This window comes from Burkholderia latens (assembly GCF_001718795.1).
In the GTDB taxonomy this organism is placed as follows: domain Bacteria; phylum Pseudomonadota; class Gammaproteobacteria; order Burkholderiales; family Burkholderiaceae; genus Burkholderia; species Burkholderia latens_A.
This window is the reverse complement of record NZ_CP013438.1, coordinates 1,149,532-1,165,607: the sequence shown is the minus strand read 5'-3', so window position 1 is coordinate 1,165,607 and position 16,076 is coordinate 1,149,532. Positions and strand designations below refer to the sequence as shown.

Annotated in this window: 13 protein-coding genes; 5 read left to right on the top strand and 8 right to left on the bottom strand. The window is 68.6% G+C overall.

Annotated elements, in window-relative coordinates; translation table 11 throughout:
- Positions 1-17: 17 nt before the first annotated feature.
- Together WK25_RS24550 and WK25_RS24545 are read right to left on the bottom strand one after the other, a co-directional pair.
- A complete protein-coding gene (locus WK25_RS24550) occupies positions 18-1,217 on the bottom strand; it encodes an acetate/propionate family kinase (protein WP_069242985.1) in 1,200 nt (399 codons plus the stop codon).
- Between the two features lie 8 nt (positions 1,218-1,225).
- Positions 1,226-2,065: a universal stress protein gene (locus tag WK25_RS24545; RefSeq protein WP_059546928.1), complete on the bottom strand. Its 840-nt coding sequence runs from the start codon at positions 2,063-2,065 to the stop codon at positions 1,226-1,228.
- Positions 2,066-2,254: 189 nt separating this feature from the next.
- On the opposite strand from WK25_RS24545, the gene WK25_RS24540 reads away from it, so the two are divergent.
- The 5 genes from WK25_RS24540 to WK25_RS24520 are packed head-to-tail and all read left to right on the top strand — an operon-like array spanning position 2,255 to position 7,412.
- Positions 2,255-2,794 (top strand): hypothetical protein, encoded by a 540-nt coding sequence (locus WK25_RS24540; protein WP_040139827.1) that lies wholly within the window; start codon positions 2,255-2,257, stop codon positions 2,792-2,794.
- Positions 2,784-3,530 (top strand): beta-ketoacyl-ACP reductase, encoded by a 747-nt coding sequence (locus WK25_RS24535; RefSeq protein ID WP_040139826.1) that lies wholly within the window; start codon positions 2,784-2,786, stop codon positions 3,528-3,530. Before WK25_RS24540 ends, WK25_RS24535 begins: the two co-directional genes overlap by 11 nt.
- Positions 3,527-5,347 carry a PHA/PHB synthase family protein gene (locus WK25_RS24530; protein WP_069242984.1) on the top strand — a complete coding sequence of 607 codons (1,821 nt, stop codon included), beginning with the start codon at positions 3,527-3,529 and terminating at the stop codon, positions 5,345-5,347. Before WK25_RS24535 ends, WK25_RS24530 begins: the two co-directional genes overlap by 4 nt.
- Positions 5,344-6,375: a bifunctional enoyl-CoA hydratase/phosphate acetyltransferase gene (locus WK25_RS24525; protein ID WP_069242983.1), complete on the top strand. Its 1,032-nt coding sequence runs from the start codon at positions 5,344-5,346 to the stop codon at positions 6,373-6,375. The genes WK25_RS24530 and WK25_RS24525 overlap by 4 nt, the downstream gene beginning before the upstream one ends.
- Positions 6,372-7,412: a zinc-dependent alcohol dehydrogenase family protein gene (locus tag WK25_RS24520; RefSeq protein WP_040139823.1), complete on the top strand. Its 1,041-nt coding sequence runs from the start codon at positions 6,372-6,374 to the stop codon at positions 7,410-7,412. Before WK25_RS24525 ends, WK25_RS24520 begins: the two co-directional genes overlap by 4 nt.
- Before the next feature lie 121 nt (positions 7,413-7,533).
- Here the strand turns inward: WK25_RS24520 and WK25_RS24515 are convergent, their stop codons facing one another.
- The 6 genes from WK25_RS24515 to WK25_RS24490 all read right to left on the bottom strand — a co-directional run bounded on the left by WK25_RS24515 (position 7,534) and on the right by WK25_RS24490 (position 15,895).
- On the bottom strand, positions 7,534-8,937 hold the full coding sequence (locus tag WK25_RS24515) for an MBL fold metallo-hydrolase RNA specificity domain-containing protein (RefSeq protein ID WP_069242982.1): 1,404 nt from the start codon (positions 8,935-8,937) through the stop codon (positions 7,534-7,536).
- Positions 8,938-9,053: 116 nt separating this feature from the next.
- Complete coding sequence (locus WK25_RS24510; RefSeq protein ID WP_040139821.1) at positions 9,054-9,242, bottom strand: DUF2964 family protein; 189 nt, start codon at positions 9,240-9,242, stop codon at positions 9,054-9,056.
- A 155-nt stretch (positions 9,243-9,397) separates the two neighbouring features.
- The gene (locus WK25_RS24505) at positions 9,398-10,528 is read right to left on the bottom strand and encodes an ABC transporter permease (protein WP_413169801.1); all 1,131 of its coding nucleotides are present in this window, start codon (positions 10,526-10,528) and stop codon (positions 9,398-9,400) included.
- Complete coding sequence (gene rbbA, locus WK25_RS24500) at positions 10,525-13,326, bottom strand: ribosome-associated ATPase/putative transporter RbbA (protein WP_069242981.1); 2,802 nt, start codon at positions 13,324-13,326, stop codon at positions 10,525-10,527. The genes WK25_RS24505 and rbbA overlap by 4 nt, the downstream gene beginning before the upstream one ends.
- Positions 13,323-14,396 carry an HlyD family secretion protein gene (locus WK25_RS24495; protein ID WP_069242980.1) on the bottom strand — a complete coding sequence of 358 codons (1,074 nt, stop codon included), beginning with the start codon at positions 14,394-14,396 and terminating at the stop codon, positions 13,323-13,325. Before WK25_RS24495 ends, rbbA begins: the two co-directional genes overlap by 4 nt.
- Positions 14,396-15,895, bottom strand: a complete 1,500-nt coding sequence (locus tag WK25_RS24490; RefSeq protein WP_069242979.1) for an efflux transporter outer membrane subunit — start codon at positions 15,893-15,895, stop codon at positions 14,396-14,398. Before WK25_RS24490 ends, WK25_RS24495 begins: the two co-directional genes overlap by 1 nt.
- Between the last annotated feature and the right edge of the window lie 181 nt (positions 15,896-16,076).

Genomic DNA, 16,076 nt, shown 5'->3' with positions numbered 1-16,076 from the left:
GATCGCGCTGATCTGGATCAATCTGCGCCGTTGCCGCGCAGCACTCGCACCGCGGCGCGCGCCGCGATCCACGCTTCGTTGGTCGGCTCGACGACCACCGCGACCGCGCTCGACGCGGACGACACCACGTGTGCGTGCGCGGCATTCGCGCGCGCGTCGAGTTCGATGCCGAGCCAGCCGAGCGCCGCGCAGATCCGCTCGCGCAACGGCGCCGAATGTTCGCCGATGCCGGCCGTGAAGACCAGCATGTCGAGACCGCCGAGCAGTGCGGTCAGCGCGCCGGTCTCGCGCACGACGCGATGAACGAACAGCGCCAGTGCGTCGCGGGCCGGCACGTCGCCTGCCGCTTCGCGCGCAAGCAGCACGCGCGGATCGCCGGATGCTCCCGATACGCCCTTGAGCCCCGCCTCGTGATACAGCAGGTGGCCCAGCGCGGCGCTCGACAGTTTGCCCGTGTCGAGCAGGTGCAGGACGACGCCAGGATCGAGCGTTCCGCAGCGCGTGCTCATCATCAGTCCGTCGAGGGCCGAGAAGCCCATGGTCGTCGCGACGCTGCGGCAGTCGCGCATCGCGCACAGGCTCGCGCCGCTGCCGAGGTGAGCGGCGATCACGCGGCCGTGCGCACGCGCGCCGAACGATTCGTCGAGCGCGACGGCGAGGTATTCGTACGACAAGCCGTGGAAGCCATAGCGGCGCACGCCGTCGTCGAACCATGCACGCGGCAACGGCAGCAACTGCTCGACACGCGGCAGCGTGCGGTGAAACGCGGTGTCGAACACGGCGATTTGCGGGACGTCCGGGAATGCGTCGCGCAGCGTGTCGATCGCATCGAGGCTGTGCGGCTGATGCAGCGGCGCGAGCGGCGTCAGCGTGCGCAGCGCGTCCAGCACGTTGGCGTCGACGAGCACCGGGTCCTCGTACCGCGCGCCGCCGTGCACCACGCGATGCGCGATCGCGCCGAGCGTGAGATGCGGCAAGCGCACGCGTATCCACATCGCGACCTGCGTGAGCACGGCGTGGTAGGGATTGCCCGCCGTCAGCGGCAGCGCCGCGTCCGGCTCCGCATCGAAGCGGATCGACACGCCGTTGCCGACGGCGACCGCTTCGCCCTCGTGCAACGGCCGCCGCGCGGGGTCGCCGTGCGGCGGATACGCGAAGACGGCGAACTTCACGCTCGACGAACCGGCATTGACGACGAGCAGCGCGAGCGTACGCACGGGCCGGCTCAGTGCGACATCAGCACTGGCAGCGTCATCGACGCCAGCACCGTGCGGGTCGCGCCGCCCAGCATCAGTTCGCGCCAGCGCGGGTGACCGTAGGCGCCCATCACGAGCAGGTCGGAGCCCGTTTCATATGCGTGTGACAACAACGTGTCGCCGATCGCCGAGCCGTCGCCTGCATCGATGTCGAGCACGGTCACGTCGTGTGCATGACGGGCCAGCATCAACGCGGCGTCGGCGGCCGGAATACGCGTGGCCGCCGCTTCCGACCTGCCGTCGACGACGGCCGCAACCGTCGTGCGTTTCGCATGTTCGAGAAACGGAATCGCATCGTGCGCGGCGCGGGTCGCTTCGCGGCTTCCGTCCCACGCGACGAACACGCGCTCGCCGAGCGACGGGAATTCGCCGGCGTACGGCACGAACAGTACCGGGCGTCCGGCGGACAACGCCAGGTTCTCCGGAAACTGGTCGTCGATATAGGTCTCCGGATCGTTCGGATCGCTCTGGCCGGCGATCACGAGATCGGCAACGCGTGCAGCGCGCGGCACCGCGAGGTTCGCGCGCTCGTCGACCCGCACCCACGTTGCCGACACTTTCGCGCGCGCCGTCTCGGCGTGAAACAGCCGTTCCAGCGCGGCAAGCCGGTCGTCGCGCTGGTCGCGGCGCTCGCGAAAGTAGTCGGCGGATCCGGCCATCACGTAGAACGAATGCGGTTCCGGCGTGTAGATCGCGGCAACGCCTGTCAGGTGGGCGCCGAAGCGGCGCGCGACGCGCAACGCGAACTCGAGGCGAGAATGCGCACGCAGGCTCGTATCGAGGTGCACGACTATGCTCTTGTAGCTCATCGGAATCGCTCCATCGACGGGTGATCCGCCAGTGCAATCCAGTCTACGGAGCAGGGTTTCCTCGCACTTGACTCAGATCAACGGCAGCCGCGCGCGATACCCGCACAGTGAAGCGGCCGCGATGCCGAACCGGGGCGGACGGCACGACGCGTGACGCCAATCCATTGATCCGATCGAAGGGGGAAGCCGATGAGCACGTACGCTTTGACGACACCGAATGACGCCTGGCGCGCGGGCTGCGATCTCGCATTGCGCACGGCCGCGCTGAACCGCGACTGGCAGCACGAATGGCACGCAATCGCCGGGCGGCGCATCGAGCGCGACCGCGACGCGCTGCGCCGCCTGCGGCAGACGCTGGCCGAAACGCCCGAGTGGACCGCGTTCGGCGAGGCGGCCACGCAGGTGATGCGCGACTATGCGATCACGAGCGTCGGGATCTGGCAGGACGCCACCGAACTCTGCATGCGCGCGCAATTCGAGAGCGCCGGCGCGTGGCGCACGTGGCTGCGCGACTACGGCGCGGGTGCGCTGTCGCGTTATCAGACCGACTGGTTGCCCGACCTCGGCCGGCTCGCAGCGGTCAATGAAGCCAGCATGCCGTGGGCCGACTGGATGGCGGCGCTCGAGCGCGGGATCGAAGGCGCGGCCGGCCCGCGCAGCGAATCGGCGGGCTCGACGCGGCGGCTGAACGGCATCGTCGGCGCACGGGAGAGCGATCATGTGCGCTGAGCGTGTCGCGTTCGTCACGGGGGGCATGGGCGGCCTGGGCGCCGCGATCGCCCGGCGCCTGCATGAGGCCGGGATGACGGTGGCGGTGTCGTACACGGAACACAATGACCATGTCGCGACGTGGCTCGCGCGCGAACGCGACGCGGGCCGCACGTTCCATGCGTTCGAGGTCGACGTCGCCGACTACGATTCGTGCCAGCATTGCGCGGCACGCGTGCTCGCCGAGCTCGGGCGCGTCGATGTGCTCGTGAACAACGCTGGAGTGACGCACGACGCCACGTTCGTGAAGATGACCAAGAGCATGTGGGATGCAGTGTTGCGCACCAATCTCGACGGCATGTTCAACATGACGAAGCCGTTCGTGCCGGGAATGATCGAAGCCGGCTTCGGGCGGATCGTGAACATCGGCTCGGTGAACGGTTCGCGCGGCGCATACGGGCAGGCGAACTACGCGGCCGCGAAGGCGGGCATCCATGGTTTCACGAAGGCGCTGGCGCTCGAGCTCGCGCGCCACGGCGTGACGGTGAACACGGTGGCGCCTGGCTACCTCGCGACCGCGATGCTCGAGTCGGTGCCGAAGGAAGTGCTCGACACGAAGATCCTCCCGCAGATTCCGCTCGGCCGCCTCGGCGACCCCGATGAGATCGCCGCGCTTGTCGCGTTCCTGTGTTCCGACGCGGGCGCCTTCGCGACCGGAGCGGAGTTCGACGTGAACGGCGGGATGTACATGAGATGAACGCATCCGTCACGCACGCACCGTTCAGGCCGGAGCGGGCACAGCCGGCGGGCGCAAGCGAGCCCCCGTCGTGCGAGCCCGGATGCGCACCCGTCCCGACGACGCCCGCCGACCGGTGGAACCGCGCCGCGCATGCGAACGTCGCCGCGATGACCTTCGGTCTGTCGCCTGTGTCGCTCGCGCTCGCGATGCTCGACTGGAGCGCGCATCTGGCCGTCGCGCCGGGAAAATGCTTCGAACTCGCGGCGCAGGCGTGGCTTGCGGCCGTGGCGCCGACGGCGCCCCCGAACGAAGGCGGCGCCGACGATGCGGCCGCCGACGGTCTCGCCGTGCACGCCGGCCACGCCGATCCACGCTTCGCCGCGCGCGAATGGACGGCATGGCCGTTTAGCGCGTATCGCGACGGATTCCTGTCGATTCAGCGCTGGTGGCGCGACGCGACGCGCGGCGTGCCGGGCGTCGAACGGCATCATCAGGAACTGGTCGGCTTCGTCGCGCGACAGTGGCTCGACGCGTGCTCGCCGGGCAATTTCCTGGCGACCAATCCGGTCGTGCTCGACGCGACGATACGCAGCGGCGGCGCAAACCTCGCGGCAGGGTTCCGGCACTGGCTCGACGACGCGAGCGCATTGCTCGATCGGGCCGGCGGCACGCCGGCCCGCGACGCGCGCGACTACCTGCCGGGCCGCGACGTGGCGATCACGCCGGGCCGCGTCGTGTGGCGCAACGCGCTGTGCGAGCTGCTGCAATACGATCCGGCGACGGCCGACGTGGCGCGCGAGCCGATCCTGATCGTGCCGTCGTGGATCATGAAGTACTACATCCTCGACCTGCAGCCGCACGATTCGATGATCCGCTTCCTGGTCGACTCCGGCTTTACGGTATTCGTCGTGTCGTGGCGCAATCCGGGCGCGGACGCGCGCGAGCTCGGGCTCGACGATTATCTGCGCGACGGCTGCATGGCTGCGCTCGACGCGGCCCGCCCGATCTGCGGCGAGGCAGTCCACGCGGTCGGCTATTGCCTCGGCGGCACGCTGCTCGCGATCGGCGCGGCGGCGCTCGCGCGCGATGGCCGGCAACACGGCGCATTGCGTTCGGTCACGTTGCTCGCGGCCCAGACCGATTTCAGCGAGCCCGGCGAACTGGGGCTCTTCATCGATGCGAGCGAATTGTCCGCGCTCGATGCGCTGATGTGGCGGCAGGGCTACCTCGACGGTGCGCAAATGTCCGCCGCGTTTCAGCTGTTGAACGCGCGCGACCTGATCTGGTCGCGGATGATGAGCGAATACCTGCTCGGCACGCGTACGAAACCGAACGACCTGATGTCGTGGAACGCGGACACCACGCGCATGCCGTACCGGATGCATACGGAATACCTGACGCGGCTCTTTCTCGACAACGATCTCGCGGCCGGGCGCTACTGCGTCGACGGTCGGCCGGTCGCGCTGTCCGACATCGACGTGCCGACGTTCGTGGTGGGAACCGAGCGCGATCACGTGTCGCCGTGGCGTTCCGTCTACACGTTCCACCTGCTCACGCACCACGCGCTGACGTTCGTGCTGACGTCGGGCGGCCACAATGCCGGCATCGTGTCCGAGCCGGGCCATCCCGGGCGCCACTATCGCTGCGCGACCCGCGAGCCCGGCGCGCCATACCGCAGCCGGCACGATTTCGTCAACGCAACGCCCGTCGTCGACGGCTCGTGGTGGACGTGCTGGCGCGACTGGCTGCACGCGCATTCGTCCGGCGACGTGCGGGCGCGCGTGCCGGCCGCCGGCTTCGGCGCGGCGCCCGGCACCTACGTACTGGAAACATGAACGATTCCCTGCATCCCGATGCGTCCGGCGGCGAGCGGCTGCCCGGCGTGCTGCCGCCGGCGGACGGCGCGCTGCCCGGACTGCTCGCGCGGGCGCGCCACGCGCCGCCGCTCACGGTGGCCGTCGTCCATCCGTGCGACACGGCGAGCGTCACCGCGCTTGCCGCGATCAACGCGTCGCCGATCGGCGCGTCGATCGAGCCGCTGATCGTCGCGCCGCGCGCAAAGGTGTTGCGCATCGCGGACGACGCGGGCATCGATCTGGCGGGCTGGACGATCGAGGACGTCCCGCACAGCCATGCGGCGGCGGCCCGCGCGGTCGAACTGGCGGCGAGCGGTCGCGCCGGTGCGCTGATGAAGGGCAGCCTGCATACGGACGAACTGATGGGCGCGGTCGTCGCCGTGGAATCCGATGTACGCACCGACAAGCGGATGTCGCACTGTTTCCTGATCGAATCGCCGGCGTATCCGCGGCCGTTCATCCTGACCGATGCGGCCGTCAACATCGCACCGGACCTCGCGCAGAAGGCGGCCATCACGCAGAACGCCGTCGACGTCGCACATGCGCTCGGCGTCGCATGCCCGCGCGTGGCCGTGCTGAGCGCGGTCGAGACCGTCAATCCGGCGATGCGTTCGACGCTCGACGCCGCGGCGCTCGCGAAGATGGCCGAGCGCGGGCAAATCACCGGGGCGGTGGTCGACGGGCCGCTCGCGTTCGACAACGCGATCTCGCAGCAGGCGGCGCACGAGAAGGGGATCGACTCGCCGGTTGCCGGTCGCGCCGACATCCTCGTCGTGCCCGATATCGAAGCGGGCAACATGCTCGCGAAACAGCTCGAATACCTGGGCGGCGCCGCGAACGCAGGTGTCGTCGTGGGCGCGCGCGTGCCGATCGTGCTGACGAGTCGGGCCGACGGCGTCGCGGTGCGGGTCGCGTCCTGCGCGCTGGCACTGTGCGTCGCGTGGGCGCGGCAAGCCGGTGCGCCGACGAACGATGCCGCCACTCTTTCAATGGAGGAACACCGATGAAAGCACTCGTATACCGCGGGCCGGGGCGCAAGTCGCTCGAACAGCGGCCCGCACCGGCGCTGCAGTCGCCCACCGACGCGATCGTCCGCGTGACGCGCACGACGATCTGCGGCACCGATCTGCACATCCTCAAGGGCGACGTGCCGACGTGCGAGCCGGGGCGCATTCTCGGCCACGAAGGCGTGGGGATCGTCGAGCAGGCGGGCGCCGCGGTCGACTCGCTGAAGCCGGGCGATCGCGTGCTGATTTCATGTATCTCGTCGTGCGGGCGCTGCGAGTACTGCCGCCGCGGACTGTATTCGCATTGCACGACGGGCGGCTGGATTCTCGGCCACCGGATCGACGGCACGCAGGCCGAATACGTGCGGATTCCGCATGCGCAGACGAGCCTGTACCGGATTCCGGCCGGCGCGGACGAGGACGCGCTCGTGATGCTGTCCGACATTCTGCCGACCGGCTTCGAGTGCGGCGTCCTCAACGGCAAGGTGCAGCCGGGCTGCACGGTCGCGATCGTCGGCGCCGGGCCGATCGGGCTGGCCGCGCTGCTGACCGCGCAGTTCTACTCGCCGGCGCGAATCATCATGATCGATCCGGACAGCAACCGGCTCGACGTCGCGCGGCACTTCGGCGCGACTGACTGCCTCGACGGCCGGGCGGCCGACCCGCTCGCGGAAGTGATGAAGCTGACGGACGGCGTCGGCGTGGATTGTGCGATCGAAGCGGTCGGCATTCCGGCCACGTTCGAAATGTGCACGTCGCTCGTGGCGCCGGGCGGGGTCGTTGCAAACGTGGGCGTGCATGGCGTCAAGGCCGACCTGCACCTCGAGAAGCTGTGGGACCGCAACATCTCGATCACGACGCGGCTCGTCGACACGGTCAGCACGCCGATGCTGCTGAAGACCGTGCACGCCGGGCGTCTCGATCCGAAGCGTCTGGTCACGCACCGGTTCTCGCTCGACGAGGTGGAGCGCGCATACGACACGTTCGCGCGCGCGGCGGAAACGCACGCGTTGAAGGTGATCATCGAAGTCGATTGACGTTGGGGCCGGATGCGGGCGGCGCATGACGCGAACCGGTGGCGCGGCGATTCTCCGTCACGCCGCCGGTTTGCCGGCCGCGTGAGCGGGCAGGGTAGGGCGGCCGGGAAGACCGACCCGGTCACGAGGAAAGCGCAGCAGGCTCCTGCGCACCGGCGGCTTCGACCTCGTCCAGATCGACGCACTGACCGTAAGTCGGCACCTCGCACGGCCAATGCAGGCTCTCCGAAATGCGCCGGCGCAACGCATCGGCGGCAGCGGGTTCTCCATGGGTGACGAACGTCCGCACCGGCGCGCCCTGCATCGTGCCGAGCCATTTGAGAATCTCTTCGTAGTCGCCATGGGCGGACAGCGTCGCGATCGACTCGACCTGCGCGCGGACGCGGACGTATTCGCCGTGGATCTTCAGCGTCGGTTCGTGCGCGGCCAACGCCGCACCGCGCGTGCCGGCGGCCTGGTAGCCGACCAGCGCGATCGTGTTGCGCGGGTCCGGCGCATAGCGGCTCAGGTGATGCAGCACGCGTCCGCCCGTCGCCATGCCGCTGCCGGCGATGATGACCATCGGGCCATGGTGCTCGGCAATCGCCTTCGACTGCTCGACGGACCGGATCATCGTCGCCGCGTGGCCGAGCGCGTTCGCTTCGGACACGGTCAGCCGATGCTCGACGATATGGTGGCGGTAGATTTCGGTGACGTCCGTCGCCATCGGGCTGTCGAGGAAGACGGGCACGCGCGCCATGCGGCCCGATGCCTTCAGCCGTGCGATGTAATGCAGGATTTCCTGTGCGCGGCCGACGGTGAAGCACGGCATCACGACGACCCCGCCGCGTGCGAACGTACTGTCGAACATCGCGGCGAGCTCGTTTTCGGGATCGGACGCCGGATGCAGCCGGTCGCCGTACGTCGATTCGACCACCAGATAATCCGCATGCGCGGGCGGCCGAGGCGGCTGCATGATCGGATCGCGATAGCGGCCGAGGTCGCCGGAGAAAGCCAGCACCTTGTGATCCCAGTGCATCACGACGCTCGCCGCACCGAGGATGTGTCCCGCCGGCAGCAGGCGGAACGCGATGCCGCCGCCCAGCGCCGTGCATTCGTCGAACGCGACGGGCTTCAGCAGGCGCAGCGCACGCTGCGCGTCGTCCAGCGTGTAGAGCGGTTGGGCGGGGTGGTGCTTCGAATAGCCGTGCCGGTTCGCGAAGTCGGCTTCCTCTTCCTGCAGCCGCGCGCTGTCGCGCAGCATGATCTCGCTGAGTTCGGCCGTCGCGGCCGTGCAGTACACGGGCCCGCGGTACCCGTCGCGCACGAGCACCGGAAGATAGCCGGTGTGATCGATATGCGCGTGCGTGAGCACGACCGCATCCACCGTGTCGGGCGCGACGGGCAGCGGCTGCCAGTTGCGCAGCCGCAGGTTCTTCGTGCCCTGGAACAGGCCGCAATCGACGAGGATGCGGCTGCTGCCGTGCTCGACCAGATACTTCGAGCCGGTCACGGTTTCGGTCGCACCGAGAAAAGTCAGTTTCATGGATCGCCTCACCGGGGGTCAATGGAGCAGTGAGTCGATTACACCCCGAACGGCACTGTCGCGCTTGACGGAAATCAGCAACCGCGGGATTCGCGTGCGGCTCGCCTGCACGCGCATCACGAACGCTCGACGTCGGCCGCATTCAGCTGCGCGACGAAGGCGGCGGATCCGGCAATCAGCGTCACGATTGCGTACGGCAGCACGCGCGCGCCGACCAGCATCGCATGCACGACGCCCAGTAGCGACGCGAGTGCGATGAACACGCCCAGCGTCGCAAGCGTGGTCCGGTACGAATGACGAATCATGACGTTCTCCCGTGGAGCGGCCGGTGTTCGTCCGCGTTGCCGCAACCGCGGAAGCTTGCGTTTTCGCAAGACATGGCGTGATGATCGCGCGCCGGCTGCCGGCGCGGTTGATCTGTATCAACAGACGGATTGCGGCTACGCGCGCAATTGGCCGCTCAGGCCATCTGGCCGATCGTCTTGCGGAATCGCATCAGCGACAACGCAAACAGCGCGCCGCCGATCGCGAACAGCGCCGCGAATTGCGGCCACACCGCATCGACGCCGGCCCCGCGATACAAAATGCGTTGCGCGAGCTCGACGAAATGCGTGGTCGGCGCGGCGAGCATGATGTCCTGCACGGCCAGCGGCATGCTCTCGCGCGGCGTGAGCCCGCCGGACAGCAGTTGCAGCGGCAGCAGCACGAGCACGAGCAACATCCCGAACTGCGGCATGCTGCGCACCAGCGTCGCGAGAAAGATGCCCATCGACGTCGTGGCGAACAGGTGCAGCGCCATTCCGGCCACGAACAGCGGGATGGAGCCGGGAATCGGCACGTGCAGCGCGCCGCCCACGACGCACGTCAGCGATGCGACGGCCGCCATCGTGACGACGAGCCCCATCGACCAGACCTTCGCGAGCATGATTTCGGCGGCGGTGACCGGCATCACGAGCAGATGCTCGATCGTGCCGTGTTCGCGCTCGCGAATCAGTGCGGCGCCGGTGAGGATCATCGACAGCATCGTCACGTTGTTGATCAGCTCCATCAGCGCACCGAACCACACTTCGTCGAGATTCGGGTTGAAACGCATGCGCATCGCGAGATCGACCGGCGGCAACGGCGCGCCGCGGTAGCGCCGCGCGAATGCGTCGATCTCGCCCGCCGCGATCTGCTGCACATACGCGCTGCCCGTGAACGCCTGCGTCATGCGTGTCGCATCGACGTTGAGCTGGATCGTCGCATGGCGGCCCGCGAGCACGTCGCGCTGCAGGTCGGGCGGGATGTCGAGCGAGAACGTGTAATCGCCGTTGTCGAGACCGCGATCGGCTGCGCTTGCGTCGACGATCGGCGGCGGTGTGAATTGCGGCGGGAAGAAGGCCGCGGCGATGCGCGCCGACAGCGGCGACGCGTCTTCGTCGACGACGGCGATCGGCACCTTGTGCAGCGTTTCGGGGCGCGCTGTGGCGGCCACGTAGATCGACGCGCTGAACGTGTAGACGATCAGCGCGAGCAGGATCGGGTCGCGCGCGAGGCTCCAGAGTTCCTTGATGCCGAGCCGGTAAATGGCGAGCAGGCGCGACACGCTCATCGCTCCTGTTTGCGCAGCAGCAGGCCGGTCGCGACCATGATCACCGGCACGGCGGCGAGCAGCGGCCAGAACCGGGACGACAGATCGGCCAGACCGAGCGCCTTGTTGTAGACGCCGCGGCTGATCGCGAGCATGTAAGTTGCCGGATAGACCGTACCGATCCACTTGCCGCTGCCTTCGAGCGACGACAGCGGCGTGAGCAGGCCGGAGAACTGCACGACCGGAATCAGCGTGCCGACGATCGTCATGAAAATCGCTGCGATCTGGCTGCGCGTGAACGTCGACGCAAACAGCCCGATGCCGGTGGCGACGACGTTGAAGATCAGCACCGCGGCAGCCAGGGTCGCGAAGCTTCCCTTGATGCGCACGCCGAACACGACGTCGGCGAGCACGACCATCAGCAGAAAATTCAGCATGGCGAGCATCACGTACGGCGCCTGCTTGCCGAGCAGGAATTCCGCACGCGTGACGGGCGTCACGTACAGGTTCACGATCGATCCGAGCTCGCGTTCCCGCACGACGGCGAGCGCGGTCAGCATCGCGGGCAGCATCAGCAGCAGCATCGGCATGATCGCGGGGATCATCGCGGGCAGACTCTTGACGTCCGGGTTGTACCGATAGCGGATCGCGATATCGACGGCCGGTGCGAGCGACATGCCGAGGCGGCGCCGGGCCTGATCGCGCAGCCAGTTTTCGTGCATGCCGGCCACGTAGCCGCGGATCGTTTCCGCACGCATCGGCATCGCGCCGTCGACCCACGCGCCGATCTCCACGTGCCGGCCGCGCGCGACGTTGCGGGCGAAACCGGGCGGGATCTCGATCGCCAGCGACAGCTGGCCGTTGCGCATGCGGCGATCGACGTCGCGATCGTCGGCCAGCTGTGCGCGCGGCACGAAATAGCGGGAGCCCGCGAGATTCTGCGCGTAGTCCTGGCTGAGCATCGACTGATCCTGATCGAGCACGGCGAACGTCAGGTTGTCCACGTCGAGACTGATGCCGATGCTGACCACGCACATCAGCACGAGCGAGCCAAACAGCGCGAGCGTCGCGCGCAGCGGGTCGCGACGCAGTTCCAGCAGTTCGCGCCACAGGTAGCTGCCGGCGCGCGCGGGACTGAACCATACGGTGCCGCGAGCGGAACCGCGCGCATCCGGCGGCGCGAGCCAGTCCGTGCTCGACGACGCGTCCGCCGGGGCGCCATCCGCGCGCTGCGCGTCGGTCAGGTAGCCGATGAATGCGGCCTCGAGCGTGTCGGCGCCCCGCACGCGGACCAGCTCGTCGGGCGCCGCGCTCGCCAGCACGCGGCCCGCGTGCATCAGCGAGATCCGGTCGCAACGCGCGGCTTCGTTCATGAAGTGCGTCGAAATGAAAATCGTGACGCGATCGTTGCGCGCGAGTTCGATCATCAGCCGCAAGAAATCGTCGCGCGCGACGGGATCGACGCCCGAAGTCGGTTCGTCGAGGATCAGCAGGTCGGGCTTGTGAACCATTGCCACCGCAAGCGAAAGCCGCTGCCGCATGCCGAGCGGCAGGCGTTCCGGCAGTGCGTCCAGCACGCCGGCGAGCCCGAAGCGCCCGACCATTTCGTCGATGCGCGCGGGCAGGTCCCGTTCCGGCACGCCGAACAGGCGTGCATGCAGCACGAGGTTCTGCCTGACGGTCAGCTCGCCGTACAGCGAAAACCCCTGCGACATATAGCCGACCCGCCGGCGCGTGTCGATGTCGTTTGCGGCGATGGGGCGGCCGAATAGCGTCGCCGTGCCTTCCGATGCGGGCAGCAGGCCCGTGAGCATCTTCATGGTCGTCGACTTGCCGCAGCCGTTGGAGCCGAGAAACCCGAAGATTTCGCCGCGACGGATCTTCAGGCTCACATGGTCCACGGCGACGAAATCGCCGAAGCGCATCGTCAGCCCGTCGGCTTCGATCGCATAATCGTCGGCTGCGCCGGGCTCGAACGGCGCCAGCCCGATCGGCTGATGCCCGTGCCGTCGCGCGTCCGGCAGCAACGCGATGAACGCGGCTTCGAGCGTGTCGCAACCGGTGCGCGCGAGCAGTTCGCGGGGGCTGCCGGTCGCCAGCACGTGGCCGGCGTCCATCGCGATCAGCCGGTCGAAGCGCCGTGCCTCGTCCATGTAGGCGGTCGCCACCAGCACGCTCATCGCCGGACGTGCGGCGCGGATGCGTTCGATCAGATCCCAGAACTGCGCGCGCGATAGCGGATCCACACCGGTTGTCGGTTCGTCGAGGATCAGCAGGTCGGGATCGTGAATCAACGCGCAGCACAGGCCGAGTTTCTGCTTCATGCCGCCGGACAGTTTGCCGGCAGGGCGGTCGAGGAACGGATGAAGGCCGGTGCTGTGCGTGAGCGCGTCGATGCGGCGGCGTCGCTCGGCCGCATCATGGCCGAACAGTCTCGCGAAGAACTGCAGGTTTTCGTCGACCGACAGCGTCGCGTACAGGTTCCGGCCGAGCCCTTGCGGCATATACGCAATGCGCGTGCACACGCGTGCGCGATGGCGGCGCGATGACAGATCGCCGTCGAGCGTCCAGACGCGACCCTGCTGGATCGCACGCGCGCCCGACACGAGCGCGAGCAGGCTCGACTTGCCGACACCGTCCGGCCCGATCAGCCCGATCATGAGGCCGGCGGGGATATCGAGCGTTACGTCGTCGAGCGCGTACGTATCGCCGTAGCGCAACGATACGCGCGCCAGCCGCGCGACCAGGCCCGATTGCACGGATGCCGGCGGATCGTCGGCCGCGCCGGCATCCGTCTCGACGGGCGCCGTTGCCTTCATTGCGGCACCTTGATCGCGAGGCGAGCAGGCCATGCAGCGTGCGAATCGGTCTTCAGCCACGCGACACCCGGCAGGCCGGTCTTGACGAGCTTCAGGTGGCGCTGCAGCAGATCGCGGTCGATGCGCGCCTTGACCCGAAACATCAGCTTCTGCCGTTCGGTCGCCGTCTCGACCGTCTTCGGCGTGAATTGCGCGGTGCTCGACACATACGACACGCGGGCTGGGATCACGTATTCCGGCGCCGCGTCGAGCACGATGCGCACGTCGGCGCCGAGCGGAACTCTGCCGACGACCGTTTCCGGCAGGAAAAACGTCATGTAGACGTCGAACAGGTCGACGACATTGACCACCTTGCCGCCTGCCGGCAGGACTTCACCCGGTTCGGCAACGCGATACTGCACGCGCCCGTCGCGCGGCGACGTGAGCTCGCTGTCCGAGATATCGGCCTGCACGCGTGCAACCGTCGCCTGCGCGGCCGTTACTGCGGAGCGCGCTGCGACGAGCTGAGCCCGGGTTGCGTCGATCCCGGCCTGGGCGGCTTCCACCTGGGCGCGCGCCGCATTCACCGTCGCCCGCAGGCTGCCCGCGCGTGCCCGATCGTCGTCGAGTTCCTGCAGCGACGACGCGCCGTCCCGCGACAGCGTTTCGGAACGCGCAAGCCGTCGCATCGCGGCGTCCAGCTCGCTTTCCCGCTGCACGACGAGCGCGGCCGCCGCGGCCTTGTCGCTGCGGCGCTGGGCCACCTGCGCGTCGATGCTCGCGGCCGTGTTCACCGCCTGCTGTTCGCGTGCCTGCGCTTCGTCGAGCTGCGCGCGCAGCACGACGACGTCCATGCGTGCAAGCGGCTGACCGGCCGTCACGAAGTCTCCCTCGTCGACGAGCATCGCAGTGACCCGCCCCGGCAACTTGGTCGCGACATCGATCTCGGTCGCTTCGATGCGGCCGTTGCCGCTGACGAGCCCGGCATCCGCCCGTGCGTCCCGCCAGCGCGTCCAGCCGTACCAGGCGACGCCGAGCGCGAGCACGGCCACGCCGGTACCGATCAGAAGAGGGTGCTTGATGGTTTTCATTATCTGGAGCCCGAATCGCCGGGAGAGTGGCCGCGCTCGGCGCTGGCGCCGCCGGCGTCGGTCGTGCCGCCGCCGAGTGCGTCGTACAGCGCAACGCGGCTCGACAACAATGCGCGACGCGTCATCACCCACTGCTGCTGCGCGTTCATCAGGTCGCGTTGCGCATCGAGCACTTCGAGAAAGCGCGTTGCACCGTTGTCGTAGCGCAGCTGCGCGAGACGCGCCCGCTCGGCCTGGGACGCGAGCGTCGCGCGTTCGATGGCAACCTGGTCGGCGAGCCAATAGCGCGCGGCGAGCGCATCGGATACGTCGCGGAATGCGCGCTGCGCGGTCTTCTCGTAGTTGGCCAGGGCTTCGTCGCGCTGCGCGCGCGCGAGGGCGAGATTCGACCGGTTGCGGCCGCCGTCGACAAGCGGCAGCGTCAGGTTCGGAATCACCGACCACACGCCCGCGCCGGACGACAGCAGGTCGTGCAGTGCGCTGCTTCCCGAACCGATCGCGCTCGTCAACGCGATGCGCGGGAAGAACGCGGCGCGGGCCGCGCCAATATTCGCGCGCGTTGCCTGCAATTCGTGCTCCGCCGCGATCACGTCCGGACGCCGGAACAGCAGCGAAGCGGGCAGGCCGGGGGCGAGAGCCGGCAGCACGGCGCCATCGTCGAGCGCGAGCGGCGTGTCGGCCAGATCCGGCGTCGCGCCGACGAGCAATGCCAGTGCATCGGCGGCCGACGCACGCGCCTGCTGCAACTGCGTCCCAAGCGACTCCGCCTGCTGCAGCAGGATTTCCGACTGCGTGAGGTCCAGGCGCGAAATCGCACCGGCCGCGTGACGCAACCGGAAAATACGCAGCGATTCGCGCCGCGTATCGATCGTCGCCTGCGTCAGCGCGATCCGCTCGTCGATCTCGCACAGGGACAGATACGCGTTCGCGACCCCGGTGATCACGCTCAACGCCACCGCTTGCCGGGCCGCGTCGCTCGCGAGAAAGCGCTGTCGCGCGGCTTCCTTCATGTTGCGCACGCGGCCCCAGAAATCGATCTCCCATTGCGTCTCGGCGAGCTGAATCTCGTAGAGCTGGCCGATGGCGGGCGCAGGGGTCAGGAAGCCGCCCGGAGTTCGAAACCGCGCATAGGCCGCACCGGCGCCGATCGTCGGCCACTGATCGGCAGCGCGGATGCCGTAGACGGCGCGCGCCTGTTCGACGCGCGCAACGGCGGCCTGCAGATCGCGGTTGTTCGCGAGCGCCTGGTCGATCAACGCGCGCAAACGCACGTCGACGAAGTAGTCTTGCCAGGCAGGCGGCGCGTTCGAAACGGGCGCTGCGCGCGCCGCGGGATCGGGAAACGCGGCGGGAATCGGCGCGGCGGGACGATCGTCGGAGGGCGCGAACGACAGGCATCCCGACAGCAGGCACGCGCTCGCCGCCAGCGCGACGAGACGGGAGCGCAGTGCAGACGCACACGCAGGCTGACACAGCGGGGCAAGCGCGACAACGCGCATCGGATGCCTCATCGGATACGGGAATACGGGAAGGCGCTGCCGTCGTGGCGACGCCGCTCAGGGTTCACTTATATCCGACGATTGCCGCGCGCTCCCTTGATCTGGGTCACTGCGGCGGGAATGCGTTTCGAATGAACCCTCGCTTGACACGCGCGGCGCGGATTGCGCAGTCGATGTTTCG